The sequence below is a fragment of the Sphingobacterium tabacisoli genome (genome assembly GCF_017908035.1).
GTDB lineage: Bacteria > Bacteroidota > Bacteroidia > Sphingobacteriales > Sphingobacteriaceae > Sphingobacterium > Sphingobacterium tabacisoli.
In genome coordinates, this window is record NZ_JAEQMU010000001.1 from 763,517 (window position 1) to 790,140 (window position 26,624).

Here is a 26,624-nt window from a genome sequence, read left to right on the forward strand (position 1 = left end):
AATTTAATTAAGGCTTAGCTATCAAACTTGATATATTAGGCATAGTAGGGGAGGAGTCCTCCTTCAATAATCCGGTATCAGACCTGCTAAATAGAGACTGTAGTATGATTTTTCGTTCTTCCTTATCAATTGCACCTTTCTCTATCATGGATAGATATAGATAAGTGAGCTTTTCTCGTTCTTCTGCATCCCGAGCTAGATGATAGTTACTGAACATAAATTTTAAGAGTGCTCTGGCTACAATAAAAAATATAGAAACAAAGATTACAAAGACCAAGGACCAGCGTATCGCAGCAGCTCGGTCACCATCGAATATTGACTCCATTAGATCCTTTGGTGTGTGCCATAGTAATAAGTATACAGCAAAAGCAAATAGCAATGAAACACCTATAATTCCACCAAGAAGTCGATTGCCCTTCGCCCTCAGTTCTTTAGCTCGGATAGACCAGTATTTAATAGGCTCGTCTAATTCGACCTTACTGCGATAGCTAGATTGAATGTTATCTATATCCTCTTGCGATCTTTTTCTGAACTCCTCAACGGCTCCTTTTTCACTAATGAACCAATCTGTAACAGATTTCTCTTTTGTGGTTTTAAACTCTACGAGCTGGTCGGTATGAGTTTCAAAATCTTGTTTCAATTTGGAAATATGATTCGTTAACTCATTCTCATAATTGCTTGAAAGTTCTTCAAATCGAGAACGCAATCTATCGAAGGATGTTTTCTCCTTGACTCGTCGATTAAAGATGTATGATGTATCCTGATTCCGGAATTCGTAAGCCATGATCACACCTTCTAGTGTATGAACCGAATTTATAGATTGATTATTTCCGATGAAATAATAATACGCCGGATCAACGAGATTCGGATTCTTAGAATTAAGAGCAATTAGGAAGTCTACCTCAGGGGCATCAAATGGAAACGGAGTAGTATTCCTAAGATTTTTAATATTAGCTAGTATATTTCGATCAAAAAGCATTCGGATAGAACTTTCTTTTTGATTTTCCTTTTGGATTTCTTGTTGGATAAACTGTTGTAAAGACACTAGTGTGTTTCTAAAATAACTATGGCTAATGTTAATTAGGATATTTGGGCTTTTTGCTTTTAAGTTTTCCCATCCGACAAACTGATTGTAAAAATACTTGTATATATTATACAGCCCTTTTAGCTCAAACTGCGTGTTCAGATATGGATAAGAAATTGTGCAGTTAAGCTCATTTAAATTAGCTGCAAAAGTAGACCTACTAATTAAATCTCGAGCTTCATCAAGAGGTAATGCCATAGTTAAGTTCTTTGGAATTATATTGTTTGGTAATACTTCTTAAATTTACTGAAAGCAATTATTTAAAGCAAGGAGATAAGAAAACATTGCAATATAAAATTGAAGTTTATCCCAGATCTTTAATTAAGGGTTATCGCTTGAAATTCTTGTTTTTAGCCCCAAAATTACTTATCCGATCAGCTGGCTTTAGCTTGTGGTATTTGATAAAGTGGGCTGCTTCTATACTTCTTATCTTCAGTTTCTTTTCTAGGTCTAGTTCATCTTTGAATCCGAATCCAACACTATAAAGCAAATCAAAGCAGAGATTTAAAGTCGGGTCTGAAAAAAGTATTTCCTGTCGATTACAGACCTTCATAAAGTCACTTCTTTCAAAAAGAAAATAGGCGCAGATTTCAAGTTCATCATAGCAGATAAGGCGTTCTTGCAACTTTTCTCTCGCTAGTAAAAACTCCTTGAATTCTTCTTTATACTGTCGTTTTCTCTTTAAGGTTATAAGAAAAGTTTCTGACATTTCTGACGTTTTGATAGTTTCGAATTTCTTTTCAAGGGATAGGTTGTGATACCTTCTTGTTTAGATTAAAACTCTTCTTCTGGTGTTTCAAGAAAATACTTTGTCAAAGCATTGATAGTCCATAAGGATTTGATGAAAATATCTGAAGCTACCTCTCGATAGCTGCTGGTATCCATCCCGAAAAACTTCTTTGCTCTTTTAACACTTCGGCTAGACTCGCTAAATTTATGCGCTATGAATCCAGAACGGAGATCTTGTAAGTGTCTAAGAAAAGAAATCATATCGGGTATCTCTAGCCCCTTTTCTTTTATAAATCTTTCGAATTTGGCTATTCCTTTTTCATTATCAACTTTGGGCAAATCTTTAACAAGTACTTCTTCGTTTAGACTGTCGATCGTAAACTTTACAATGGCCAACATTTGATTACAGAAAGAGATTATACTGTTATCGGTTGGCAAATGAAGTGCTTTAAAAATTGAGATATCAGAGCCAGATGCTGGTTTGTAAAAGTACCAACCGAATTTCTGAAACCAGCGCTTGTTAAACCTTTCATATTCTTGTTTAAATCTAATGTCAATAGAACCAGATTTGTCTGCCCAATTACCTTGTATCATAGTATTGTAATAGGAACTACTTATTCCCATCCCTGGTTCTCTTGCAATATTGTAGTGTTTCCAGTATAGCTGTTCTTTATAAGGCAAACTCTGTAAATCATTTAAGAACACAACCACATACTCGTCATTATTGTTATCAATTTTTACACTAAACGCATTACAGGAAAGTCCAAACCCACTGACTTTATATTTGTCAGGATCATTATAGTACTTGTTTAATACTCCTTTTTTGAAAAAAACGGGAACGAAGAACTTATGATCTTCAGAATTACAAGCAACGAGGATTTCTTCGCCCGACTCATCATCATGTCCTATTATAAACTCTTCATATTGATAATCCGAATCATACCATGTCTTTAAAGACATTCTAGGGTCATGCTTGATTGTTAGTTTCCCTGTAATCCAACTTTGTATTTCTGTCGAGCCGAAACTCACATTAATACAATGTTTGTAGTTATGCCAATCATTACTATAATCCTCTTCCTTTAGTTTGATATCCCAGTCTTTTAAAGGTACATCTCCAATGGCCATGAAATCAAAACAGACAATGAAGTCCATCCTTCTTACAGCTATATATTCCTTAAGAAATTTGAGTTTTACTCGGACAACTTCTGGTGTAATTACGATAACTTCTTCTTTATCATATGAATCGTCTAGGAAATAATACTTTCTCTCCTGTTTTGAAGTGCCATTCTCGTAGAGTTTAAAGTAGTTAACGAATTCTTCTGATACATCGATATATCTTTCCTCTGGGAAATGTTTACAATAGAGAAAAGGCTCAATATGTTCGTCATTAAAGGCAGAGTATCTCGTGATTTCTCCATTCGGTAATGTATATGTACTGACTGATGGCCGTCCTTCAGAACCTTTCCAAATGGCTTTTTCGTTTGTTTCTAAATGCTTAGAGAGGTGGTCACTTTTAATAAGATAACAAAATACACCCCCAGAGTATGTATTACCATTACGAAAGATGTCAACCCAACCTCCTTTAACGAATTTGGCCTTAATATCATTTAATTCAGATTCTAATAAAAACTCGCTTCTTTCCATGTTAATAAAAGGTTAATGTGTAATTACATAACTATAGGTTTTGTTATATAACGGGTGATATGGTCGAAATTTGTTCTTTGAAGTTTTTTAGACAAATTAATAGATTATCAATGACTTCAAATAAGCTACTCTCTTCATAAATACTGAAGTCTCGAATAACATTATTGATTTGATTGTTGTGGCTAGAGAACATCTGTAAAGCATGCCAATCGTTAAATTCTTCGAATATATTAAATTGTTCATTGTGGGGATTCCAAAAGTGAATCCTATAGCCTAATTCGCTACACCAAATATCAATTTTAAGATATATGCTATCTTTTTTAAAAGCTTCAAAAACAGTGTCTCTTTCTTTATATCTCCAAACTTTTTCGAAAGGATAGCAATTATTCCTGTATCTATCTTCTATTCTTACAGCTAGGTAGGTTGGGAGATCATTTAACATATTTCTTATGGAAAGAGAAGTTTTAAGATTATCTCCTTCCTTGACAGTATTATAAAATTTTTCTAAACTAATAGTGTCCATATAATTTGTGCTTAAGTGCTTAATTAGATTTGCGTATTGTTTTATTATAGCTTTATTATCAACGTTTTCAGATAATTCTAGACAATTGATTAACCAGTTTTCATAAAGGTTGGTTAAACCATTGCGATCGTACGATGGTATTACCCGTAATATTTTCTTAATTTCAACAATTTCATCATCTGTCCAATCAATCGTATCTGGGCGTTTTGATTTGTTAATTGTTAAATAAACGATTCCATCAACTTTGTAATCATTTTTAATTAAATTAAAGTAACGCGGTATCTGTCTAGGCATATCATATGCATTATTGATTTTATTTTCAATAATTATAGCTCGTTTAGAAACCTCATCAAGAATAAGAATGTCTATATTTTTAGATTCGCGAATAACTTTGGAATTCAAATAAAGAGACTTTTCAATTCTGTTTTTGTTTGAATCCTCATTTAGCAAGTCAATGAAGGCATGTAAATATCTGTTTGACTCAGAATGTTTTTCAGACGGATCGAGAAAAGATTTTATTACATCACTATGAAAATTTTCTCTGTAATATGTATCAGATGCTATTTTGAATAAGTTAAATCCGATTTCTGACTTATCTTCTTTCGATGTGTCGTATTCTGTAGCGATATTTTGGCTTTTATCTAATAAGTTAGCCACATTTTGCCCTTGATTGTTTAGAATGTCTTTCCAAATATTAAACATAACATTTTATTGGTTACCTATTCATAAAACTTTGTTGAATTCCCATTTGTCGTATGCGGTCTAGCCAATCGTAAATCATACTGGGCTTATACTTTGGATTTCCATTTTCATCTTTTTCTTTTTCTAGAGCAATAGCCATCAAAGCATATTCATTTTCCAATGAGGTTGAAAATATACCTGCGTCATCGGTATTAATAGATACACATAGCTGGGGACAAGAGTTGATCAATTCTGGATCCGTTTCAAGGCCTAGGTTATACCATCTTGTGATAGGATGATCTACATACTTTTCTATAGGACCTATAAGATAATTCGATGTCGGATTTGTCTCAATCATGATATTCTTGGCTGCAATCATATGCATCATTTTGCTCTGTATATCATGAACTAGTTTCAAATAGGGGATAGTTATCTCAAACTGCTTTATTTCCTCTCCCTTAACTTTAACATCATGATTATAATGGTATTCATAATATAGACGAACGATCTCCTCTCGATTACGCAGTGCATTCAGTTTTGGGTTGCAATTATTAAGTTGGCATCTGTCCCAATAGGTATAGTTAAATTGGTTTGTGAAAAAATCAATACAATTAGAATGCTTACTGTCTGAGGTACAGTATTCTAGGTAGGGTTTAGGATTGTCTCCTCGAAGCATCCAAGAATCATAGTATTCGTGGTACGTGATATGGGAGAGGAGACTTTTACTTCTATCATCGGATTGTACATTCGCTATGTAAATCTCGCTATACAAGGATTTGAATAAGCTTTCAAGCCTGTAAACTTCACTACTATGCTGCTCAATGCCATATTTATTTAAATTTGATAGTAACCAAGCTAAGTTATCTAGTAGTGTGTGCTTAGGAATTAAGAGTTTGTTTTTTTTTAATTCGTAGTATTTTTGAACATCTATACCAAGAGCTAACGCATGGCCTAAGCGATCCCCACTTTCCATCCCTAAGAAGTAAATGCATTCATCTATGTAGCGAAGACCATCTACGATGTCAAAAAAATCTTCTCCAGCATGAAATGTTAGATTCAATCTATTATTAACTAGCCAATCTTTCAATAGAGTTTCGTTATCCCTCAACTGATGGTGTTTCAACATACGGAATGCTTGTGCAAATACCTCTGGTCGGGCATTGATCTCTGAAGATGCAGCGTCAATTCCTCTAACGTATTTAGCTGATTTTGGAAACTTGTTTCGAAGATTGACAATGGTTTGAGATTGCTGCTTTACTTTTTGTCTAAGTTTTTGATTCCTGCTAATGTGAGTGTTTTTATTTAACTTTTTAGCTTTTGTGTCTTTATCTTTGAAAAAATGTAGCGTAAAAAACGATGTAATGCTACTATCTTCCGGTGCCGTTGGGAAATCATTCACGCTGTTTATATATTGCTCTGCTTTTTTAGAGATCCTTGAATCAGACTTATCTGTAAAGACTATTTGTTCCTCTGCCGACAGAATTTTTTCAATTGTTAAATTTAAATTCCCTTCATCCCTATTAGGCCCCATGCGTAGCTCATGAGATACAATATTCATCTTAGATGTATTGTGAGATAAGACATGCTGAGCGAATAGTTTCGAATAGATACTGCCATTTTTTATAAAGAATTCCTTTCTGTCTTGATACTGTTTGAAATTTCCAAATCCAAGCCTTCTATTTAATTGTACGATTTCGTTTCTTATCGTATTTTTTATCAACAGATACGCATGTAATGTTTTAGATAGGTCTGATATATCGTCGTTATCCTTTCCAACATTTTTGTAAATGTTGGAAAAACTCTTATATAAGAGGAGTCTTTCTCCAGCTAAGTAAAAGCATCCTTTATGGTTTTCGGGATGGAGATCATAGGGAATCGCGTAATCAATAAAGTCTTCTTCCCCATTGTGATAATACAATGGGGAAGAATCATTTCTGTAAGTAACAATACTATTCCAATAGGTGGAAAAACGAATAGAGATACTTTCGGGGTAAAGATGATTTGGGGTTAGCTTTTGGATCGCGGATGGATACAATAATACATCTCTGTGGTCTTCTATCAAAAGATAATTTCTCAAAAGATCATAGCGTAGCATTATTGCTAATTTAACAAAATCATGTAGTCCCAAGTTATGCCCACTGTAATCGAGATTCATTTTAGGGGATAGGATACCGTCCTTAATTAAATCGTTTAGACTCTTTTGTACATAATTGTCTTTGTATCTGTTCATTAATACAAGCCAACTAAGTTCGAAAGTAGGTCCTGTAGCTGCATAGTGCGCATGATTTTCGGCTACCCCTGATTGTAATAATTGAACTAGGCGACTATTATCTGTAGGAACCGTTGATTTCCAAGAAAAATATCCCCTTTTTTTTTGACTTTGCACGTCTCTGTAAGCAAAAAAACTCGTGGTAAAAACATCTTCTCCCAGAGAGTAGGAAAGATCTCTCCATTTTAGAAGATGCTCATATTTTATTATTGGATTAGTTTCCTTTTCAGAAAGGACTTGTTCATTAAAATGCGTAAGTAAGTAAAAAATAGAATTTTTATTTCTTCCATATTGTTTTCCCGGTTCTTTAAACCAGTCTTCTTCAAGCTTTGTATATAAGTTTGAAATTTCATCATCAGTTCTATAATTAAATTCGCTTACCCGTACGGAATGGTTAGAGAATAAATTTGGAGCATCTTCAATACTTTTGGCATCCCAATTAGCTTGAAAGATAGTACCTAGAGAAAGCTCAGAAAAATATAGCTTTAAACTGTTTCGCAAATGGTCCATTTTATATGAAGAATAGTATTTTAAAATTTGTCAACGGTATCATCTGTCTTTCTAAGTTAAGATGTTAGTAAAGATAATGTTAAGAATCTAACCACTTTGTTTCAGTCTTGCCAGTTGGTTACTCCAGTTCAGTTTTGTCGTTTGCTTTCTCTGTTTGAGTTTCGCTGGTTGCTTGCTCTGCTCCAGTTTTTTCAATTGTCTGCTCTGTTTGAGTTTCGTTGGTTGCTTGTTCTGCTCCAGTTTTTTCAGTTGTCTGCTCTGTTTGAGTTTCGCTGGTTGCTTGTTCTGCTCCAGTTTCATCAGTTGTCTGCTCTGTTAGAATTTCACTGGTTGCTTGCTCTGCTCCAGGTTCATCGGTTTTTTGCTCTGTTAGAATTTCACTAGTTGTTTGCGCTACTTCAGTTTTGTCAATAATTGCTTGCTTATTGTTTTCTTTTACATTTGACTTTTCACTGGATTTTCGAGAGATAGGAACTCTCTTCGTAGGGGTGCTGTCTTCCTTAGCAGATTTTGTTCTTTGAAAATCGTCATCAGTAATATTTGAATAATCTATGACTTCAATTAGTCTATCTTTTAGTTCTTTTCTTAGAGTGGTGGAGTGTGTCCCTTCCTTGTTATTTTCTCCTTTAGAGGGAGTTTTTATCTGATTTATGAATGTTGGATTGGACAGGAACTTTTTTATATTTATATCTGCATCACTAATCTTAGAGAACAATCTCTTTAATGTTAAGTATTGTTTTCCTCCTTCTAGAGCTTCAATTATTTCAATAAATGGAGGTTCATTGTCAATATATTGAATGTCAGATATTTGTTTAACAATTCCTTGGTTTTTGTCAATGCTCTTTCTAAAGTATGTGGAGAGATTATCAATGTGATTATTACTGTTAAAATATAATACAGGAATATCTATATTGAAAGAAGGTAATATCCGATGTTTTATTTCGATTTCGAGCTCTCTTAGTAGCTCAGCGTAACTATCGTCACTGTCTGTTTTTCCATCCTTTGAGAGGTTAGGAAATCTAGCTACAATCTCTTCGTAAATGTCAATTACAAAATCTGTATTTTGGCTAAGTATATCAAGTTTGCTAAAACTTTCATTTATGTCTTTCAGAGAAAATAAGAAATACTTGTTGTAAATATTGAATGTGAAATGTTGATATTTAGCTTTCAATTCATTTTTTAAGACATATGGATTGTTTGTGTCATTTAGATAGTTAAGTAATGGCTCTTGTCCATAATATTGAACAAATGCTTGTTCAGACGGCTCACTAGGAGGATTGTCTTTTACTAAGAAGTAATCTCGATATCTTTTAGTACCCTGCTCTCGTCTAATTCGTTGGTTAGAATTTAAGTAATTTACGTGTATTAACCCAGACAGACTGGATGATATAATATAGCTAGGATTTGAATTTATAAGTTCTTTTCTACGTAAATTGTAAATTAATTTAATTACTTGAAAATGTGTGTAGTTTTTACTCGTTATTGATATATTATCTTTCAATATTTTGAAATAAGAAACCACATCACCAAACTGAATCATCTCATAATTAGTAGCTTTAACCAAACGGTTCAAAATTTCTATTTGCGACGTCGTTGGTCTGATGGAAATCTCAGAATCATTTTTATCAGATAAATTTTCTTTAAATTTTTCTAGACAGTAATTTAATGTTAAGGTATTTAATAAAATAGGGTCGCATGACCATATTTGGTCAACTAAGTCTTTATCTATTAGTATATTAAAAGTACGATCAATGTATTTCTTAAAAGGCTCCAGTTTCCCATCTTTAAAGCTTAACAATAATTCGTTTATACTTCTTAAGTTTGGTGTATACAATATTGAGGTCGTTTGCGATTTTTTGGAGAGGTAGAATGAATCTAATGTCTCGAAAATCAACTTCAATAGAATGTTATTGGACGCTTTTGGGTACCAAGTTTTCTCTGTATCAGAAATGCTTGAGTTGGTCTTATTTGAGGAGGTAACAACACTTTTTAAGTATGTGTATATTTGCTCTTGATCAGTACTTAGAAGGTTTATAATATGATCATTTGGTAGTATTTTTTCTAAATATTTATTAACTTGATTTTTTATGCCAATTTCATTTACAGAATGATTTTTATCTGAGATATCAACAGTTTGTTTGCGCAATCCCCTTTCTAAGTACTCCTGTAATTGTTCTGTTTTATACGCAATTAATATGATTACATTATTGTTTATCAAAAGTTGTCGAATATCTTCTAACATCTCATAGATTCCTTTAATTTGAAGGTCAAAATCATCAATTGCAATAATGAGCTTATTTGTACCAGCTCCTCCAATAGAATTTAGATAAATTGATACTAATTCGATGAAACTTGACCGTAAATTACTTCCTTTGGCCAGATTAATTAAATTATCTATAGATTCTTCATTGTAAATATCTTTATTATCTTTTTTTGTGACTCTATAGGCATCATAAACTTTCTGAAAGTTATAGAGAAGTTTTCTTCTCTCGTCATCGTGTAGTTGAGTTTTTTTTTGCTCAAGATCTAACTTGAATTTTTTAAACATTTGAACGATAACCATTTCAAAGATAGTTTCCTCACCTCTAAAAAGACTAGGATCTATTACTTCTAGACTTATGAAGTTTAAGTTTTGGAATTCAGACCTCTCATCTTTCTTGAAAAAGGAATTAGTTTTATGATTTACTAAAGCATTCATAAAGCTGAGCATAGTTGATGACTTACCGATGCCTCTTTCTCCGGTAAAAGCAATAATATTATTGTAGGAGTCACTTGTCTTATTGGACTTGCCATTTTGTTCGTGATCTTTTAATAACTCTTGTTTTACTATGATTTCTTTAATAAGTTCTTTAGCTTTTTTATAGGCGGCAGCAAACGGAGACTTTTTGAATGCACTGCTTTCTTCATAAACAATTTGATAATAATCTGGTATTTCTATTTTTAGTGTTTCTTTTGAGTTCATTTATTCTAAATGTCTTATTTTTTAGTTCTTTGATTCAAATTTCAAAATAATAATAAGTGTTAAGTGGAGGTAAAAGATACTTTCGCACTTAATTTTGCTTTCAATACTTATGCTCTTGCTTAACAAATAAATTAATAATTTATTGAAAGATAATAAAACAATGTCGATTTACAATCTCAAGTTGCTTTTTGTTGTAAAGTTAAAAATATGGCAATCCATAAAATATGGGAAACCGTAATGATGTGTAGTTTAAAATACATTAAATAGGGGAGTCGTTTCCCTTGTAAATGTTAAATCGAAGTGTCGTTTATGATGTTTTGTATAATATTGTATTATAGATACATAAAGCTTATCTTTAAGTATTCATAATAAGAATCCGCGCCCTGCGGATGTATAATTGGTTAAACATAGTCCTTGCGTCCTCAGGGGCTATATTGCATAATGTTTATTCTTTCAGGGAGCATCCACCATCATAGGAATCATTATGAATGTACTGCTTCACGCATTGTGTGGACCAAAGCTGTGTTTATTTCTTTCACAACCATTAAATGTTAGTTGGTTGACAACTGCTGTCTTTTGGAACTAAGTCCTATAAAACTTGTGTTAAAAACCAATTCAAGAAGAAAGAAATAAACTTACCGACCTCACAGCCCATTTGGTAGATCAGATATATAGCTGCTAACTGACGTGTAGTTGGTTAAACACAGCTTTTGTAGTCCGCATCAGCTATGTTATACAGTATGTGTAACATAATCTCTAGCTTCTTTTAAAACCTTTATTCTCTATATTGAATCATCATACCGAGAGGGGATTTCATCATATTTTGTTTTTCTTTCTCAATTTCCTTTATTGACTTTACTGATTTAGCAAGATCTTTTAATTTTGGAGCGTCAAATAACTGACTGAGTATTGCTGTAGACACTCCGTAAAGGGGAGTACCAGTATAAGCAGACGCGATTTCGAAAGTACCCATAACTAACCAAGAACCAAAATCTTTACCAGCGATTTTCCATTTTTTAGCAACCAGTTTCTTTATAGCTTTATCATGGTCTGTAAAAGCTCTATTTAGGTTGTCATAAACCCTCGCTGTAGTTGAGGCATAGTCTAGATAACTAGCTAGTGCTATTTTATCAATACTGTCCGATAGTATATTTCTAATATCATTGATAGCACCAGATTTTCGTATTTCAATTAGACCTTCTGGGGGAATTCTTCCAATCCATCTCAAATTGGTGTTTTTTAAACTATTTAAGGCTTGTAAAATATGGGAATTAGTAACTACGCTTTCAGAAAGTGTCCTTTCTCCGTCATATTCTAGTTTCCATTTAAAATATTGCCAAGAAGTGGGAGCGTCGATAAGAGGGATGCCTCCACCAATATTCATAGATTTTAAAAGTAATTCGTTTGATATTGACATTCTACCTAGTCCTACTAGAGAAACTATTAGACCAGGATTATTTGTATTGAATGTTTTTCCCGCTAGTCCTTTAGTCTGATTTTCTATTTGTTGAGCCAGTGAGTCTTTGATATCTGTATCAAATAATACCCTCGAAGGATCTTTTATTTCCTTGATGACTTTTTCTATCGTATTTAGCTCTTCTCCAAACTTAATTAACTCATCAAAAGAGGAGAAGTTTCTCCCAAAAACCTTGCTAGCGTGATACAAGGAGTCGGACTCTCCTAATTCGTACACTTGATTAAAATAATGCTCATGCATCATCTCCTTATCAGCCAAAATTACGACAATAGGGTTTTCAAAATCGGCTAGAGCTAAAGTCTTATACTGGAGTATATTTAATGCATGTTTTAGAATATAATAGACTCTTTGATTTTTATCCCATACTTTAAACATATGCCGGGATCTTATTATTGGACAGGGCAGAATAATTGTATCCGTATAGATACCACATTTGGAAGCTATATTTTCACAGTGAGATGGAAAGAGATCGCCTCCAAAAACTGCTTTGACGGTATTATACTGATCTTGTAAGTGGTAGTATCCTGCCTCTGCAACTTCTTTCCAAAATTCATTTATACAATGGATTAACGGTTCAATAGATCGCTCTATATCATCGTTTGGCTGTTCATACGCAAAGAACTCAGCTATGTTATGAGGAGTTGATTTAGCTTCAATCATCATATCATAAATTGAACCAAAGTTTATCTCAAATATCTTGAAATAGTGTTCTTGAATTTCATGCAGGCTAATTGCGCCTTTTGCCTTTTCCTTGTGATCGAAATGCTCGGCCATTAAAGCCAATGACCTTATAACTCCATCAATAGTTGATAAATCAGGATTTCCATCCTTATCGAATCTAGCTTTAGAAAAGCTTTCTTCAAGTACGTCCTGCATCCCCTTATCATATACTATTTTACCTTCTTTCATTAGGTCCCTAAGTATCAAAACTCGTCTTTTGACCCTATCTTCATATTCTCTTTCTTCTCTAGACTTCATAATCTATTTTCTATATTGCTCCTCATAAGACTTTGCAATTTCATTCATCATTGAATTAAACAATAAAACTCTAGAATTGATTAAAGTATCAATAGTTTCGAAATCCGTTTTTAACTCAGGGGGAGTAGTTTCGTAAGATTCATCTGTCAAAAGATTGTTTTGAAAATTCAAATATAAAGCATTGCTTAGCTTAGCTAATATACTGTCCACACTTTCATCAAAGTAAGTGGAAGCAATTTGAAATTTTGCTACATTTTGATATAGATCTTTATAATACTGTATGGTCAAATCATTTAATTTTTTGTAGCCTTCCATCGTTTTATTGTACTTCATTGTCGCCGCCAATATTTTTATTTCCTTTGCTTTTACTTCCAATTGAAGTAGCCATAATTTTAGACAACAGAATTACGGTGTCTGTTTTGGTCAAAGAATCCTATAATTCCGGTCATAATTGGAATTATCTTATTGTCAGACTTATTACTCATTTTCCTCTTCTTTTTTAGTCCCACGTTTCAGCTTAATTGTTGTCAGCTTGTTGGCTTTCCTGTATTCTCTATCTTCTTTGCTTTCTATAAATGAACAGTTTTCAAGAAAGTCGACGTGGGGAGATTTTACGTCGAGTTCTACCGTCAATGGTGCCTTTTTATCTAGAGCCATGACATAATCAAGTAATCTAGCTGCCATACGCATTTCTCTGAAGTCTGGGAGGACTGCTATATTTACTAGTTCTCGGTCGTTAAGCTCGATGAAGCCTAATATACCACGTACAGCATGTGTAATTTTGTATCGATTAGTTACTGGCGAGCCACTAACAAGATCAACTAGTGGTGCCGGAAGCTCTGATACTTCATCCAAAGCTGAAATGTCAAATAGCTCTGAGTAGGTATACCTGGAGTTATCTGTATTTCGTTGGAGCAATGTCTCAATTCCGGCTTGTCGTCTACACAGTTTTCTAATTGAGACACCTAGGTCTTCAGCTGTGAATGGTTTATCAAAATAATTGCGGAGATGGATAAGAACGAATAGGGAAGTCTTGGGGGTAAAAAAGAACCCCTCGCTGATCAAAAACTTTAGATAATCAGTCAGTAGTTTATTTTCAACTTTCCGTTCACCCGTAACCACCTTCTTTTTCCATTCCAGATATTCAGGCTCTACAGCTATTTTGTGATCGAGACCATCTTTGTATTCTGTACGATCTTCATAGTTGACGGTAAAACGGTAAATAGTTGATTTCTTATTATAGTTGGCTGCACTCGTAAGCTTGACTTCTTCCTCGGCTCCTACATGAGTAGAAGGAAGTACATTAACAAAAGGAGTTTGGAATATCGGAACAAAAAGCGTCCACAGGTCTTGTTTGAACTTGCTCTTACTGGTTGGGTTTAGGGTCTCGAAAAAATACCCATTCGGTTTACCTAATAGAAATGAGGCATCCTCGTCAGATAGTGATGATTTGCCTAGAAGATTGTATACATTAAATAAAACCTCAAAATCGGTCCGAAGCATTATAACAAGCGGACTTTTTACTCTGGTATTTTTCTTAATGTTCCCCAATTTAGATTAATAAAACACTAAAATAAGCAAATTATCCCGTTTGGGGGATATAGGTTGTTATTTGGAGATGTATTTACCGTTTCGGAGGCTTAATTTGCTAGATTTTTCTACGACTCTTAAAGCTTCTTCGATGACCAAAGCATTAGGTTTCCCTTGTTCAAAAAGATATTTCGCGGTATCATCCGCACTCTTTCCATCGACAAAATAACCCGCATCTATCATTCCATTTATCACTAAAGTGCAATCATCAATATTAGATAAACTGATGATCTCTTTGACAAATCTGCTTCCATCACTTTCTAATAACTCTTCATCTGAAGGGTAGAAGTCTCTCACGTCACATCCCAATACTTTTGCGATTGCTATCAGTACATGATGTGGGTATTGATTTTTATTTGACATATTCTCTACGTTACTAACGTATTCTGGTGCTTTATCAATGGCTACCGATAGCTCTCTCGCAGATATATTTTTTATAAGTCGCCAAAATTTCACCTTATTTATGGCGTATATCGTGGAAAGTGTTACTCGTCTCATTCTGCAAGTAACCTTATTTGCAAAAAATCAAGATGAAATTATAAATTTTGAATTTTGTGAATTATGTGTTATAATTGTAGTGTGATTGACAGGTTAACTATTTGTTTTTCTGTTGTTAAATTGGCTATTGACGCTGTATCTTGTCCAGAGAACCTAGGAAATTTTCAGGAGAAACAAGATCGAGAGTCAAAGCCCCATTCTCTTATCTTTGTGAGGAGAGATGGGTGCTTACTCTTGTTCTTTTCTCCGGGCTTCCTAGGGCCTTCTGAAGGAATGAGGTAAGTCCCATCTCTTTTCAGAGAGGATCTCATCCCATACATAAATACATTGTTCATTTTAGCCATAACCAAGATGAATAATGAGAAAAAAACAAGCAAAAAGAACGATTAAAAAACCTCCTTAATTCCAAAGGATTGGAGAGTCATTATTGATGACTTAGATCGTTGTATGTGCCAATTATTAAACCGACAAAACCCAATTGTAAAGCGCCAAGGTATCTACTCGATTTCATTTAGTTAATTTTTTATTTAAAACAGTGTGGCCTGATCGAGGATTAGGTACGTGTAGGTTGTTGATAAAAGTAACGCTCTGACCCGCCCTCATTAGGTCACACTTAATGAATCCAAAAAAATGAAGAATTTTAATGGGGCAGGGAAGGGTATGCTTTTTCCAGAACGATATGTTCAAGCCTTATATCAAATAATCTTCTCGCTCAAGCCGCGAGAGGCTCATACTTTCTTTCTTGATAAAGAAAGTATGCAAAGAAATCAAGGCGTTGAATGCTCGCCTAAATTTAGAACCAGTCGTCTAAATCTCAAAACCGGAACGAAGTGGAGCTCAGCGCAGCTAAACTCTCCCGATAAATCGGGATCAGACAGTTTGAGATTTTATACGTCGCCTGATTCGAAATTCTTAACGGCTGTGCATCCAAAGGCCGTACCGGTCAAAAGATTTAAGCCTACGGCTTTATTAATGATTTTCTGTGTGTTGTTTAGTTCGCTTGTGTTTACACAGGCGGTGGCTCAAGGTTCCCGAGGTCAACTCGGGACCAAAGGCCTAAACCAGATGGTGCTAGGAGGTGTGGTTTCATCTGTTGAAGATGGAAAGCCGATAGAAGGGGCTTCGGTTTCCGTGGATAAGAAGCATACGCGCACGGATAAGGAGGGGAGGTTTACCATCAGCGTAGATAAGCCTACAGGATTACTAACTATAAAACATATCGGATACAAGGAGCAACGGGTTGCCTATGAGAATACGTCTACTACATTAAATATCGCACTACAGGCCAATGAAAAACAGATCGAAGAAGTCGAAGTGGTATCTACCGGATACCAGAAGATACCTAAAGAAAGAGCTACGGGATCATTTACTCATATAAATAGTGAGATGGTTAATCGTAGTACTGGATTAAATATCTTGGACAGATTGACCGCTGTAACGAGTGGGCTTAACAGCACACCGGGATTCGAGGGGAAGGATGATATCAAGGTACATGGTATATCGACTATTTTTGCGAGTACAGCGCCACTTATCGTATTGAATGGATTTCCTTACGAAGGTAGGATAGAGCAGATAAATCCTGCCGATGTCGAAGATATCTATATTCTCAAAGATGCAGCTGCATCGTCGATCTGGGGGAGTCGGTCGGGCAACGGGGTTATCGTGATCACCACCAAAAGTGGAAAGCATAACCAGAAAGCAACGGTAGAATTGACGAGTTCGCTGTCTGTTAGGTCCAAGCCAGACTTGTTCTATATCCCGCAGCTCTCTGCTTCGGAGTTCATTTCTTTGGAAGAATTTCTTTTCTCACGAGGATTTTACAATGCACAGATCAATATTCCCTATAGAGGAATATCAGATGCCGTCCAGATCTTCAACGATACGAGACTCAAAAAGATTACGCCTGCTGATTCCGCGGATCAGATTAATAGATTAATACATAATGATGTCCGAGATGATCTGAACCGATATGTGCACCGTAACCCTTTTCATCAGCAATATGCGTTAAATGTGAGGGGTGGGGGCGCATCCCATCGCTACTACGTATCGGGGGGCTTTGACAGGAGCTCTGGCCCCAAGAGAGTAGACTCGTACAGGAGATTTTCTTTCAATGCAAATAATACATTCTCCGTATTGGACGATAGGTTGGAGTTCATTGCTGATGTAGCTTATAGTGGTGGTGATAACAGCGTAAACAGTCATCCTTATACACCACGTACACCATATGAACTCTTGGCCGATGAGAATAATATGTCTCTTGCGGTGACCGGCAGAAATACATTCCGCAAATCCTACGCAGATACAGTTGGCTTGGGCAAGTTGTTGGACTGGCAGTACCGACCGCTGGACGAGCTGTCGGTCGCAAATAGTAGTTCAAAACTTGGGCAGTACAGGCTCAGGGCTGGAGTAAATCTGAAGATTGTCGACGGGCTTTCGCTATCAGCAGACTATCAGTATTCGCAGGAAAATACAGACCTGAGGTCGCTCGCGACTAAAGACAGCTATACCGCTAGGAATCTGATCAATCAATATACGCAGGTAACCACTACCGGTATCGTTCGGATTATCCCGGTCGCCGATATTCTTAATACCAGCGATACCCGGATGAACACTGCGATATTCAGGCCACAGATCAACTTCAACAAACAGATAGGTGATACGCATATGATCAGTGCCATACTCGGGTATGAGGGAAGTGATAGCCGTACGACAAACAATTCTCAGGTATTTTATGGATACGATGCGGATACGCGGACGAACGTGAATAATACCATCGATCCGCAGCGTAACTATCCTTATTATCATGACAGATTATTCGGGACGATTTCTACCGCACCTACAGAAAGGGAATATATTCATATTAACCAATCTTTCTATACCAACGTAGGGTATACATTTAAGGGTATATACACCGTGTCAGGGAGTGCGCGTAGAGATGAATCGAACATCTTTGGTGTCAAAACAAACCAAAAAGGTGTGCCGCTCTGGTCCGCAGGTCTGGCATGGGACATCTACAAGGAAGGCTTGTTTAAATATAAGACCCTTTCTTCGTTAAAGATCCGTGGCACCTACGGTTACAACGGAAATGTAGACCGTTCGGTATCGGCATTGATGACGGCGTCGTATTCGGATGGGTTGAATCTGTTTGGAAATCCTACAGGGATAGTATTTAATCCGCCAAATCCTTCGCTTCGATGGGAAAAAGTGAAAACCGGAAATATAGGGGTTGACTTCGGTGTTTGGAACCAGGCAATCACAGGAAGCATAGATGTCTATAGAAAGAAATCTGTCGATCTCATTTCGAACAATCCTATCGCACAGCAGTCCGGAATTTCCGAATTCAAAGGAAACGGTGCCAACCTGCTAACGCAGGGATTGGATCTGGTGCTTAATAGCTATTGTCCTATAGGCAACATCGGACTGAAGACAACATTGCTGTTCAATTATAACACCAATAAAGTAACCCGTTATCTGGTTAAGCAAAGTTCAAATTTCTCTGTAATCAACAATGGAGCAAATCCTTTGGAAGGTTATCCTTTGGAAGCGGTATTCAGTTTTCCTTCGGTGACGTTGGATGGTCAGGGAGCAGCGCAGGGGATACTGGACGGTATGCCGACAAAGGACTATACCGCTATAGTCATGCAGTTTGCACCTGAGCAGTTAACGTATCATGGAACCCGTTCGCCTAAATATTTTGGCAGTCTCATCACGGCTGTGAATTATAAGAACGTTGAACTTTCATGCAACATAAGCTATAAACTCGGGCACTATTTTAGACGAAGCGATGTGTTTTCGGGTAGCAACTATGGAACAGCCGCAAATACTGTCTATACACTTTCTGGTTTTGAGGAGCGGTGGCAGAAGCCCGGTGATGAGGCGCGCACGCGGATTCCCGCGCTTGTTTATCCGCAGAATGCTCTTCAGGATCTTTTCTTTGGTTACTCGGATTATTTAGTTGAAAAAGCAAGCCATATTCGGTTACAGGATGTCAGATGTTCCTATACATTACCGATTTCGAAGACTTCGCGAGTAGGTCTGCACCATCTACAGGTATTTGCATATGCGAGGAATCTGGGGATAGTCTGGAAAGCGAGTAATCAACATATCGACCCGGATTATGGCTCGTCCATCATTCCGCAGCCGCTCGTTGTTTCCTTTGGTATCAATGCTAAGATTTAAATGTTATACGATATGAAGACTTTTTTTATACAATGTATCTTATTAGTAGTTCTCCTGCAGGGGTGCGGAGATAAACTAAACCTAAAGCCCGATAGTAGAATCGTCCTTCCGAAGTCTTATAAAGATATGGAGCGGATTTTGGACAATACAGATTATCTTAATTTTTCACCCGATCTGCCCCAGATTTCGGCCGATGAATATTTTATTCCCTCGAAGGTACACTGGGAATCGTTGCGTTCGGTCACTGCACGTAATGCCTCGATATGGGCTGTCGATACATATAGCGGTGATCGGGCTATAAACGATTGGAGTTTTCCATATAAAGCAATCTATTTCGCAAATAATGTACTTCGGCTATTAGAAAACAATGACCATGTCACAGAGACAGAACTTAGAGAATTACGGGGCTGGGCGCTCTTTGTGAGGGCATATAATTTTTATTCGCTGGTCAGTACATTTTCAAAGGCTTATGATCCAGCGACCTCGGCAGACGACCTGGGGATACCGTTGAAGCTCAGTAGTGATATCGACGAAATTGTCCCAAGGAGTTCGGTAGCAAAGTCCTATGAGCAGATCATAGCAGATGCACTTGAATCGAGTGAATTATTACCAAAGCACATCGTAGAAGGCAAGAAAAACCGTCCATCTGGCGTGGCGGCTTATGCTTTGCTGGCGCGTGTCTATTTAAGTATGCGCGACTATGAAAAGGCCGATTATTATGCGGACAAGGCGCTGTCAATCTATGATAAACTGATCGACTTCAATACGCTCAACAAGACCTCCAGTACACCGTTCACCTATAATGCCGAAGAAACAATTTATTATTCACGGATTATAAACCTATACTCCGAACTTACTTCCGCGAGACCAGTGCTTACTTATGGGATAGATCCAGGTTTATTACAGCTCTACGACCCATCGGATCTACGTCTTCAGATTTATTTTTCGAAGAATACGGAAGGGAATTTTAACATCAAGCGTATCAATACATTGAGCACTTTTCCATTTGCTGGTCTGGCTACAGACGAACTGTATCTGATCAGGGCAGAGTGTTTGGCCAGGGGAGGAGAACTGGGACAGGCCATGTACTATTACAATAGGCTCCTGTTAACACGTTGGGATCCGAATGCGACAGGGGTATATGTTCCCTACATAGATAAGTCTGCAACAACTGTCGAAGAAGCCGTGGACATGATATTGACGGAAAGGCGAAGAGCCTTGGTGTTCAGGGGAATTCGATGGACAGATCTCAAACGGCTAAACCTAGAAGATCGAAAGATTAGGCTGAGCAGGCAGATCGATGAAGAGGTATATTATCTGGAACCTAACAGTTCACGGTATGTACTGCCTATACCCGAAGAGGAGATTTCAAAAAGTGGTATCCAACAAAATATAAGAGAATGAAAAAGTTAGTTATAAAATTGCTTCGACTTGCTATGCTGATACTTGTTGGAGTGCCACCTGTTGGCGCTGCACAAACAAATGGTGAGGTCGTTATTCAGGGAAGTATCGACACGACTCTGGTTAGAGAAAAAAAAATAAAAAGTATAGGCGTTAAGATTCATGACCTCAATAAATCGATCAATGGGAATGAAGAATTGGTATGGTCAACAATATCATCCGACGGTACATTTAAATTAAGTTTTAACAATACAGAGGAACTGTCCTATGTATCTTTTCAGGTTGAAATAGATGGATTAACAAATCGATCTTATACGCATTTGACCTATTTATACCAAACGGATGCTCTTGGATATAAATATTTGTTAAAGCCGAACGATACCTGCCAAGTACAGATCCTACGTAATGGTTTACCCAGGTTTTATAATAAAAATGCGGCAATGCTGAATTTACAATCGGCGCTTTACACATTCCCCTCTTTTAGGGAAAGTATCGATCTGCAGATAGCAACACTCCGAAAGCAAGGGAAAATAGAGGAGATATGGAAGCTGTTTGAAGATCTGATACAAGATGAGCTATCCGTGAAGAAATCGATACTGGATGCTTTTAAAGATCAGCTGGAACCCGAAATCTACGAACGGATATATCTTGATATGATAGGGAAGACACAATATGATTTTATTAGGGGAAATATAATTCCATGGTTTATTGCTACACCAAGTAGAAGAACGGTCTTCTTGGATCATTACGATCATTTTATGTCCAGATTAGCTTTCTCGACCGAAAACATTAAGCCTTTATCTATCGTCAAATCGGCGTATTATACTGATTTCCTGTTGATAAAAGAACAAATCGAATATGTCAGAAAAGCCAATACGATATCCTATCGCGGAGATTCTTTTATACCTATCATGAACGCAATAGTAGCCCATTATGATGGAATAGTAAAAGAACAGCTACTGGTCAAATCTTGCGTGAAGCTAAGAAAGTTTTTTCCGGTTGAAATGTATACTGTCAAAGATCAGGTATTGGAGCATTTGTCAAGCTCTCTATATTGGACTGAAATGGATCAATTTTTCAAAAGACAGTATGGCAAAGCGTTCAACTTTTCGTTATCAGATGCAAGCGGACGCATTTACCACTTGGCAGATTTCAAAGACAAGGTCATTATCATGGATTTCTGGTTTACGGGCTGTAGTCATTGCAAGGTGCTGAAATCAAATATGGATCCCATCATAGATAGTCTGAAAGCAAACGATGATCTATTGATCGTTTCGGTTGGTCTAGATAAAAAGAGGGATGTGTGGCTTAAAAGTCTAAAGGAGGGGGAATACACGCACGAAAATGGTCTAGATCTGTTTGCGGATGGTTTAGGCTTTGATCATCCCTTACCAAAATACTATGGCTTTATCGGGGCGCCTGTACTGCTTGTCATAGACAAAAGCGGAACCGTAGTTCCACTTAAACAACCTAGGATTACAGCTGATGTAATTGATGGAAAGAAGGAAGCGGCTGTTATTCTTGAGCATCCCTTGGCGCAGGAGTTTATACGTGTGATCAGCAATCTCCTTGGTCAGAAATAGCTAGGTAAAAAAGGCGAGCAATATGCTCGCCTTTGGTTTTTAATAGAGATTAAATGCGTCGTTTGGGTTTTCTGACTTCACACCACCAGCCTCTGAAGGGACGGTGTTCTGAGGGTTTCCCGCTCCTCTGTAAACAAATGAAGTGTGAGTGTCTGCATCTATGGGCATGTTAAGCTCGATAGAACATGGATATGGATCAGGCTCTGCACATTCATCCCCTAGTGCAGGCGGTATAGGCGTATATACACCATTGCCCATATTGTAATATTTATCGGTAGTTGCTACCTTATCCTCGATCTTAGCTGTGAAAGCATAGGATAGTGTTGCAATTCCTACCAATACTGTTAATAGAAGGGCACTCGCCCAAGCACTGTTTTTTTTGATGAAAGATATTGCTCTCATAGTCTGGTCTTTTTTATAATAGCAAAAAAAGGTTGCCACAAAAAACTCTAAATTCTTTACTGTCGACCATCACTGTGCTTTTACGAGGTGTGGCGATCTTGTTACTACCTCGGGATACTCTTGGTGAAAAGTTTTACGCAGGTATCCACTACGTATCATAATTTAAAATCCAGACCGGCCTGCCCGGGAATACACTGAATTTTCGTTTGATGTTTTCTATTTTCATATCTTTTTATATTTATTTATTCTATTCCGCATGATATACTTCCATGTTGTAGTACGTGTTTTCGTGGATGCTATCGTTTCGCTGTTTTTCCTCTTCGACGCTATAGGCCTCAAAGCTGTAAACACGATTGGTATAATAAGGGTCTCGATCTGTTTCTTGACCGTTATCTTTGCAGGTTGCCTCGAACTTCATAAGTACTGTACCCTTATCGACGTCTACAATTTGGATGGTACAGCCATAGGATTTATGGCGGTTGAAATAACCAAATAACAGGATCATGGCCAGCATGGCTACAAATAGTACAGTCAGTAGTATCCTTATCTTTATGTCTTGTTTAATGATCATAACCCTTTTGTTCAATTACGTACAGCGACCTTCGCTGTATTGATAAATCAAAGTTAGTTACGATAGCTAGGAGGTTGGTTGTAATAATTTCCCCCTTCGTTTGTAAAAATCGGGCAACACTTGTTTATTGCTGATATTGACTGGGCGCTACGCCGTACTTATTCTTAAAGGCATTGCTAAAGGCAGGTATATCGTGGTAGTACAAGATGAAGGTGACTTCTTTTACGCTTATGCCGCTTTTCAGCAGGAGGACAGACTCTTCTAGCCGTCTATCACTGATGTGCTGCGATAGGTTCTTGTCGTGTAGCTTTTTATGGGCTTTATGCAGGTGCTTTGGACGGATCTTATACGCAGTGCATAATTCTCGGATACTGGGTATCACCTTGTTGTTTGCTAAGCAGTGCTCGATATGCTGTCTTACGGCTTCTATTTTTTGTTTTAGAGGATGGACTGGCGCCCGATCGGGATTCTCCTCTTGTTGGTGTAGGCTCTGCAAGCGGCCCACGGCCGCATAGATATTGGTATCCTGCTGGATGCCGGCTATCTGGGGATGCTCGAGTATGTAATAAAGTTCGGTGCGCATATCGGCGGTGATGGGGGCAGGTGCGCTGCGGTATAGTTGGTTCGGTAATAAGATCTGGGGGAGGTCTTGCAGCTCGACAGCTGCTGGTTCCCTGTGTTTGTCCAGCCAGTCGGTCACGATAGTGTAGCCTACGATCACATGGCGCCCGATGGGTACATAGCTCAATAAGTCGCCACAAGCGGCATAGATCTGATGCTGATAGCCTTCGGTCAGGAGGAGACTATGATCCATTACCTCGCTAATGCCGTAGCCGCCCTGTAATATATACTGCCAGTGTATATCGGGATGCTGTATCGATACGGGTAGGTATAGGGGCTCCTTGGCTTCGATCTCGATGCAATAGGGCAGGATGTACTTGCTCTTGTACCATTGTATACAGCACCAGCTGTCGTCAATGTACCAGCTCTTGCACTCGCCATAGGCCATAGGATAGCTGCTACCGCGTGGTAGTTCCCGGCTCTCGCGGGCATGGGGATAGTAGCGCTGAGGCTGTATCAAAAGGCTTCGTATCATGTGCTTGAAAGGCTTCTGGTCATACCTACAAAACCTACGGCAGCGCCCATGCTGCTAAGCGCTACCACAGGTTTTACAGCAGATCATCACATTTATCGATACGTGATCAGGATCTGTAATCCCTGATCTTCGTGGATTTCGGCCGCGCCCAAGCTGTACGACTGACGTGTGGAGCCAAAGATGATGACATCCTTGTCACGGAGTTCTTCCGGTGCTCTCTTTTCGTTGTTCGTCTTGGAAAAGGCTATAGTCCGTCCGGCACTCAGTTCACCAGCGATAGCATCAGCGAGAGTTGCTTTAAAAAAAGGCTTCATGTTGGCAATCTGTGCACGCTGGCTGGCGCTGAGCTCAAAACGCTCGTCCATCCACTGGTCGAAGTTGGTTTCCAATAGTAGCATAGATCCGGCAAGGTCTGCTGGACTTTGAGCTAATTCATGCGCCTGTACGAAAGCACTTCCTGATGCATTTAATGGTTGTTTCATGGTTTTAATAATTTAAGTGAACTGTAAAATAAAAACATTATGGGATAGAAAATGAAGAAAAACGGCTGATTTGATGCCGATTTACCAAATTGTGGAGAACTCGGGGATTTGGTTGATGCGGCGGTATTTATTGATAATTAATCGATTATATGTTGCTTCTTGTTTTTTTGTTTTTTATCTTGGAGGTTATATCAATTTTTTACCAAGTAGCGGACCAGAGTTATTTCCCTAAAACACTGACTATGATGGATGCCCTTGTTTTTGCTTTAAAATATGTCGTACGCATATTTATTATAGCCTATCTCCTTACGACTAATTGGAGATTCCTGCATATCAAGGATTATTTAAATGCACCTAAATTTTGGCCTTTATACTGGGCGACCTGTGTGGCTGTGTTGATCTATATGGGTATCATCGAAATGTTGTACTGTGTATTGGTATTGAATCATAGTCGAAGAACAGGGGGGACACCGCGACTCAAAAGAAAAATTGTCTTTTTTGTGATGGGTATCACTATAGTGACAGCTATCAATCTGACATTCTTACATTTTATTTTTTCAACAGCACGACATAGCTTTATTTCAGCTGGATATTGGGAGAGTGGATTCGTTTTTTTTCTTCTTTTGTTTATTGCTTATGAAGTATGGATCTGGTATAGACCAAGGACTACATTGGGGTTTTGGGTGATGGAGCGCTGGGTGGCTAAGGTAGTTCAGGGGATAGAACAGAAAGCATCGCCTTCGTCTGTGATATGTACCGAGGAGGTAGCCTTGGTGGATACCGATATAGCGCTGTCGGATGAGATACAAACGGAAATATTCACCAAGAAAGGGTTTGCGCAGATTTTCATTGGGGAGGTTTCTATCCTACTTATGGATATTTTATTGATTATTTCACAACGGGATGGAGTATCTATTTATGTCCGATCGGGGCGGTGCTTCTTTATAGAGGCAAAATTGGCCCAACTCTTTAATGAAGGACAGCTGGCGTGGTTTACGGAATATCGAAAAGGAGCTAGGGTGGGCTTGGCGCACTTGGTCTCAGCAGTTGACGAGGATGGATTACTCGGTTTGGATAAGCACAGTCTAAAGGTATTTAGAGAAGTGTGGGAGAAATCGGCGCTCGAACTGGATAGCCTCCTGACTGTAAGTCCAGTGTATATCGATAGAATAGAACAGCAGATTGAAAATAAAGAGCAGTTGGGTAAGGCGGTATTGAGCCAAAGTATCCAGCTAAAATCCGTAATTGAAAACTATTAATTCCTGTGTCTAGAGCGATGGGCTCCGCATGCTGCAGATGCGAAACAAATCATCGACATGGAAACAAAAAATGAAAAACAGCAGACCGCCCACCATTGCCAGTGTACCTGTACACCGACTACAGGTGATAGAGGTACTGACGGTGCCAGTACTTGTCTGGCTCTGACATTGCAGGGTATGGCAACACCGTTATACAATCGCTTTGACCAGTTACTGGGTACAGCGGTGCGTATGTTGGAATTGTTGGAGGAGAAGATGGATCCACCTATGGACCTAAATGAGGAGCTAATGGACGCTTTAGATCTTAAACTATTACTTAAGGTAGGAGACACTAAGTTCGCTTCAATGAAAAAGCTGTTTAAAACCTATGAGGTAAATAAAAAGCCCTATTACCTAAAGCACGAGGTCTTGGATATCATCAGACATTATGAAGTGATTTCAAACACTGAATGCAACACTTTATAACAAATAAGAAGCTGTTTCTGCATCTTTGCGGAAACAGCTTCCTGTCCATCGCAGAGTAGTGCCTGAACTAAGGTTGAACTAGCCTATAACTAGCCTAAGACTAAGGTTGAACTAGGAAACAACTAGGCCTCAACTAAGAATGAACTGGCAACTCTTCATAATCATTCATAATCGTTCATTTTCCTTCATAATCATTCGCAGAGCCCTGCAGGCCATTGTTTTACGGAATATCCTGTAAATA

Annotated in this window: 20 protein-coding genes; 5 read left to right on the forward strand and 15 right to left on the reverse strand. The window is 37.7% G+C overall.

Annotated features, from left to right (window positions below; all coding sequences use genetic code 11):
* Nucleotides 1–7: 7 nt before the first annotated feature.
* The 10 genes from JKG64_RS03125 to JKG64_RS03170 form a co-directional block, all read right to left on the reverse strand.
* On the reverse strand, nt 8–1,282 hold the full coding sequence (locus JKG64_RS03125) for a DUF6161 domain-containing protein (protein WP_210352882.1): 1,275 nt from the start codon (nt 1,280–1,282) through the stop codon (nt 8–10).
* 130 nt (nt 1,283–1,412) lie between these two features.
* Nucleotides 1,413–1,793, reverse strand: coding sequence for a hypothetical protein (locus JKG64_RS03130; RefSeq protein WP_210352883.1), 381 nt, complete (start codon nt 1,791–1,793; stop codon nt 1,413–1,415).
* Nucleotides 1,794–1,858: 65 nt separating this feature from the next.
* Nucleotides 1,859–3,457: a hypothetical protein gene (locus JKG64_RS03135; RefSeq protein ID WP_210352884.1), complete on the reverse strand. Its 1,599-nt coding sequence runs from the start codon at nt 3,455–3,457 to the stop codon at nt 1,859–1,861.
* A 43-nt stretch (nt 3,458–3,500) separates the two neighbouring features.
* Entirely contained in the window at nt 3,501–4,682 is a 1,182-nt protein-coding gene (locus JKG64_RS03140; RefSeq protein WP_210352885.1) for a PD-(D/E)XK nuclease family protein, read from the reverse strand.
* 13 nt (nt 4,683–4,695) lie between these two features.
* Complete coding sequence (locus tag JKG64_RS03145; protein ID WP_210352886.1) at nt 4,696–7,431, reverse strand: amidohydrolase family protein; 2,736 nt, start codon at nt 7,429–7,431, stop codon at nt 4,696–4,698.
* A gap of 127 nt (nt 7,432–7,558) precedes the next feature.
* Nucleotides 7,559–10,402 carry a hypothetical protein gene (locus JKG64_RS03150; protein ID WP_210352887.1) on the reverse strand — a complete coding sequence of 948 codons (2,844 nt, stop codon included), beginning with the start codon at nt 10,400–10,402 and terminating at the stop codon, nt 7,559–7,561.
* 775 nt (nt 10,403–11,177) lie between these two features.
* On the reverse strand, nt 11,178–12,857 hold the full coding sequence (locus JKG64_RS03155; protein ID WP_210352888.1) for a hypothetical protein: 1,680 nt from the start codon (nt 12,855–12,857) through the stop codon (nt 11,178–11,180).
* A gap of 3 nt (nt 12,858–12,860) precedes the next feature.
* On the reverse strand, nt 12,861–13,232 hold the full coding sequence (locus JKG64_RS03160; RefSeq protein WP_210352889.1) for a hypothetical protein: 372 nt from the start codon (nt 13,230–13,232) through the stop codon (nt 12,861–12,863).
* 102 nt (nt 13,233–13,334) lie between these two features.
* A complete protein-coding gene (locus tag JKG64_RS03165) occupies nt 13,335–14,360 on the reverse strand; it encodes a hypothetical protein (protein WP_210352890.1) in 1,026 nt (341 codons plus the stop codon).
* Between the two features lie 105 nt (nt 14,361–14,465).
* Nucleotides 14,466–14,945: a helix-turn-helix domain-containing protein gene (locus tag JKG64_RS03170; RefSeq protein WP_210352891.1), complete on the reverse strand. Its 480-nt coding sequence runs from the start codon at nt 14,943–14,945 to the stop codon at nt 14,466–14,468.
* Nucleotides 14,946–15,575: 630 nt separating this feature from the next.
* On the opposite strand from JKG64_RS03170, the gene JKG64_RS03175 reads away from it, so the two are divergent.
* Genes JKG64_RS03175 through JKG64_RS03185 form a run of 3 tightly spaced genes read left to right on the forward strand, consistent with a single transcriptional unit; the run spans nt 15,576 to nt 22,108 of the window.
* Nucleotides 15,576–19,124, forward strand: a complete 3,549-nt coding sequence (locus JKG64_RS03175; protein ID WP_210352892.1) for a SusC/RagA family TonB-linked outer membrane protein — start codon at nt 15,576–15,578, stop codon at nt 19,122–19,124.
* Nucleotides 19,125–19,136: 12 nt separating this feature from the next.
* The gene (locus tag JKG64_RS03180; RefSeq protein ID WP_210352893.1) at nt 19,137–20,528 is read left to right on the forward strand and encodes a RagB/SusD family nutrient uptake outer membrane protein; all 1,392 of its coding nucleotides are present in this window, start codon (nt 19,137–19,139) and stop codon (nt 20,526–20,528) included.
* Nucleotides 20,525–22,108, forward strand: a complete 1,584-nt coding sequence (locus JKG64_RS03185; RefSeq protein ID WP_210352894.1) for a TlpA family protein disulfide reductase — start codon at nt 20,525–20,527, stop codon at nt 22,106–22,108. The genes JKG64_RS03180 and JKG64_RS03185 overlap by 4 nt, the downstream gene beginning before the upstream one ends.
* 39 nt (nt 22,109–22,147) lie before the next feature.
* Here JKG64_RS03185 and JKG64_RS03190 read toward each other — a convergent pair whose 3' ends face one another.
* From JKG64_RS03190 to JKG64_RS03210, 5 genes are all read right to left on the reverse strand, one after another.
* Nucleotides 22,148–22,510 carry a hypothetical protein gene (locus tag JKG64_RS03190; RefSeq protein WP_210352895.1) on the reverse strand — a complete coding sequence of 121 codons (363 nt, stop codon included), beginning with the start codon at nt 22,508–22,510 and terminating at the stop codon, nt 22,148–22,150.
* Between the two features lie 247 nt (nt 22,511–22,757).
* A complete protein-coding gene (locus JKG64_RS03195) occupies nt 22,758–23,081 on the reverse strand; it encodes a hypothetical protein (protein WP_210352896.1) in 324 nt (107 codons plus the stop codon).
* A 124-nt stretch (nt 23,082–23,205) separates the two neighbouring features.
* A complete protein-coding gene (locus tag JKG64_RS03200; RefSeq protein ID WP_210352897.1) occupies nt 23,206–23,664 on the reverse strand; it encodes a helix-turn-helix domain-containing protein in 459 nt (152 codons plus the stop codon).
* A gap of 230 nt (nt 23,665–23,894) precedes the next feature.
* Nucleotides 23,895–24,134 carry a hypothetical protein gene (locus JKG64_RS03205; protein WP_210352898.1) on the reverse strand — a complete coding sequence of 80 codons (240 nt, stop codon included), beginning with the start codon at nt 24,132–24,134 and terminating at the stop codon, nt 23,895–23,897.
* A gap of 135 nt (nt 24,135–24,269) precedes the next feature.
* Complete coding sequence (locus JKG64_RS03210) at nt 24,270–24,659, reverse strand: hypothetical protein (protein WP_210352899.1); 390 nt, start codon at nt 24,657–24,659, stop codon at nt 24,270–24,272.
* A gap of 242 nt (nt 24,660–24,901) precedes the next feature.
* On the opposite strand from JKG64_RS03210, the gene JKG64_RS03215 reads away from it, so the two are divergent.
* Nucleotides 24,902–25,918 (forward strand): hypothetical protein, encoded by a 1,017-nt coding sequence (locus JKG64_RS03215; RefSeq protein ID WP_210352900.1) that lies wholly within the window; start codon nt 24,902–24,904, stop codon nt 25,916–25,918.
* 57 nt (nt 25,919–25,975) lie between these two features.
* Nucleotides 25,976–26,383 (forward strand): hypothetical protein, encoded by a 408-nt coding sequence (locus JKG64_RS03220; RefSeq protein ID WP_210352901.1) that lies wholly within the window; start codon nt 25,976–25,978, stop codon nt 26,381–26,383.
* The last annotated feature ends 241 nt before the right edge of the window (nt 26,384–26,624 follow it).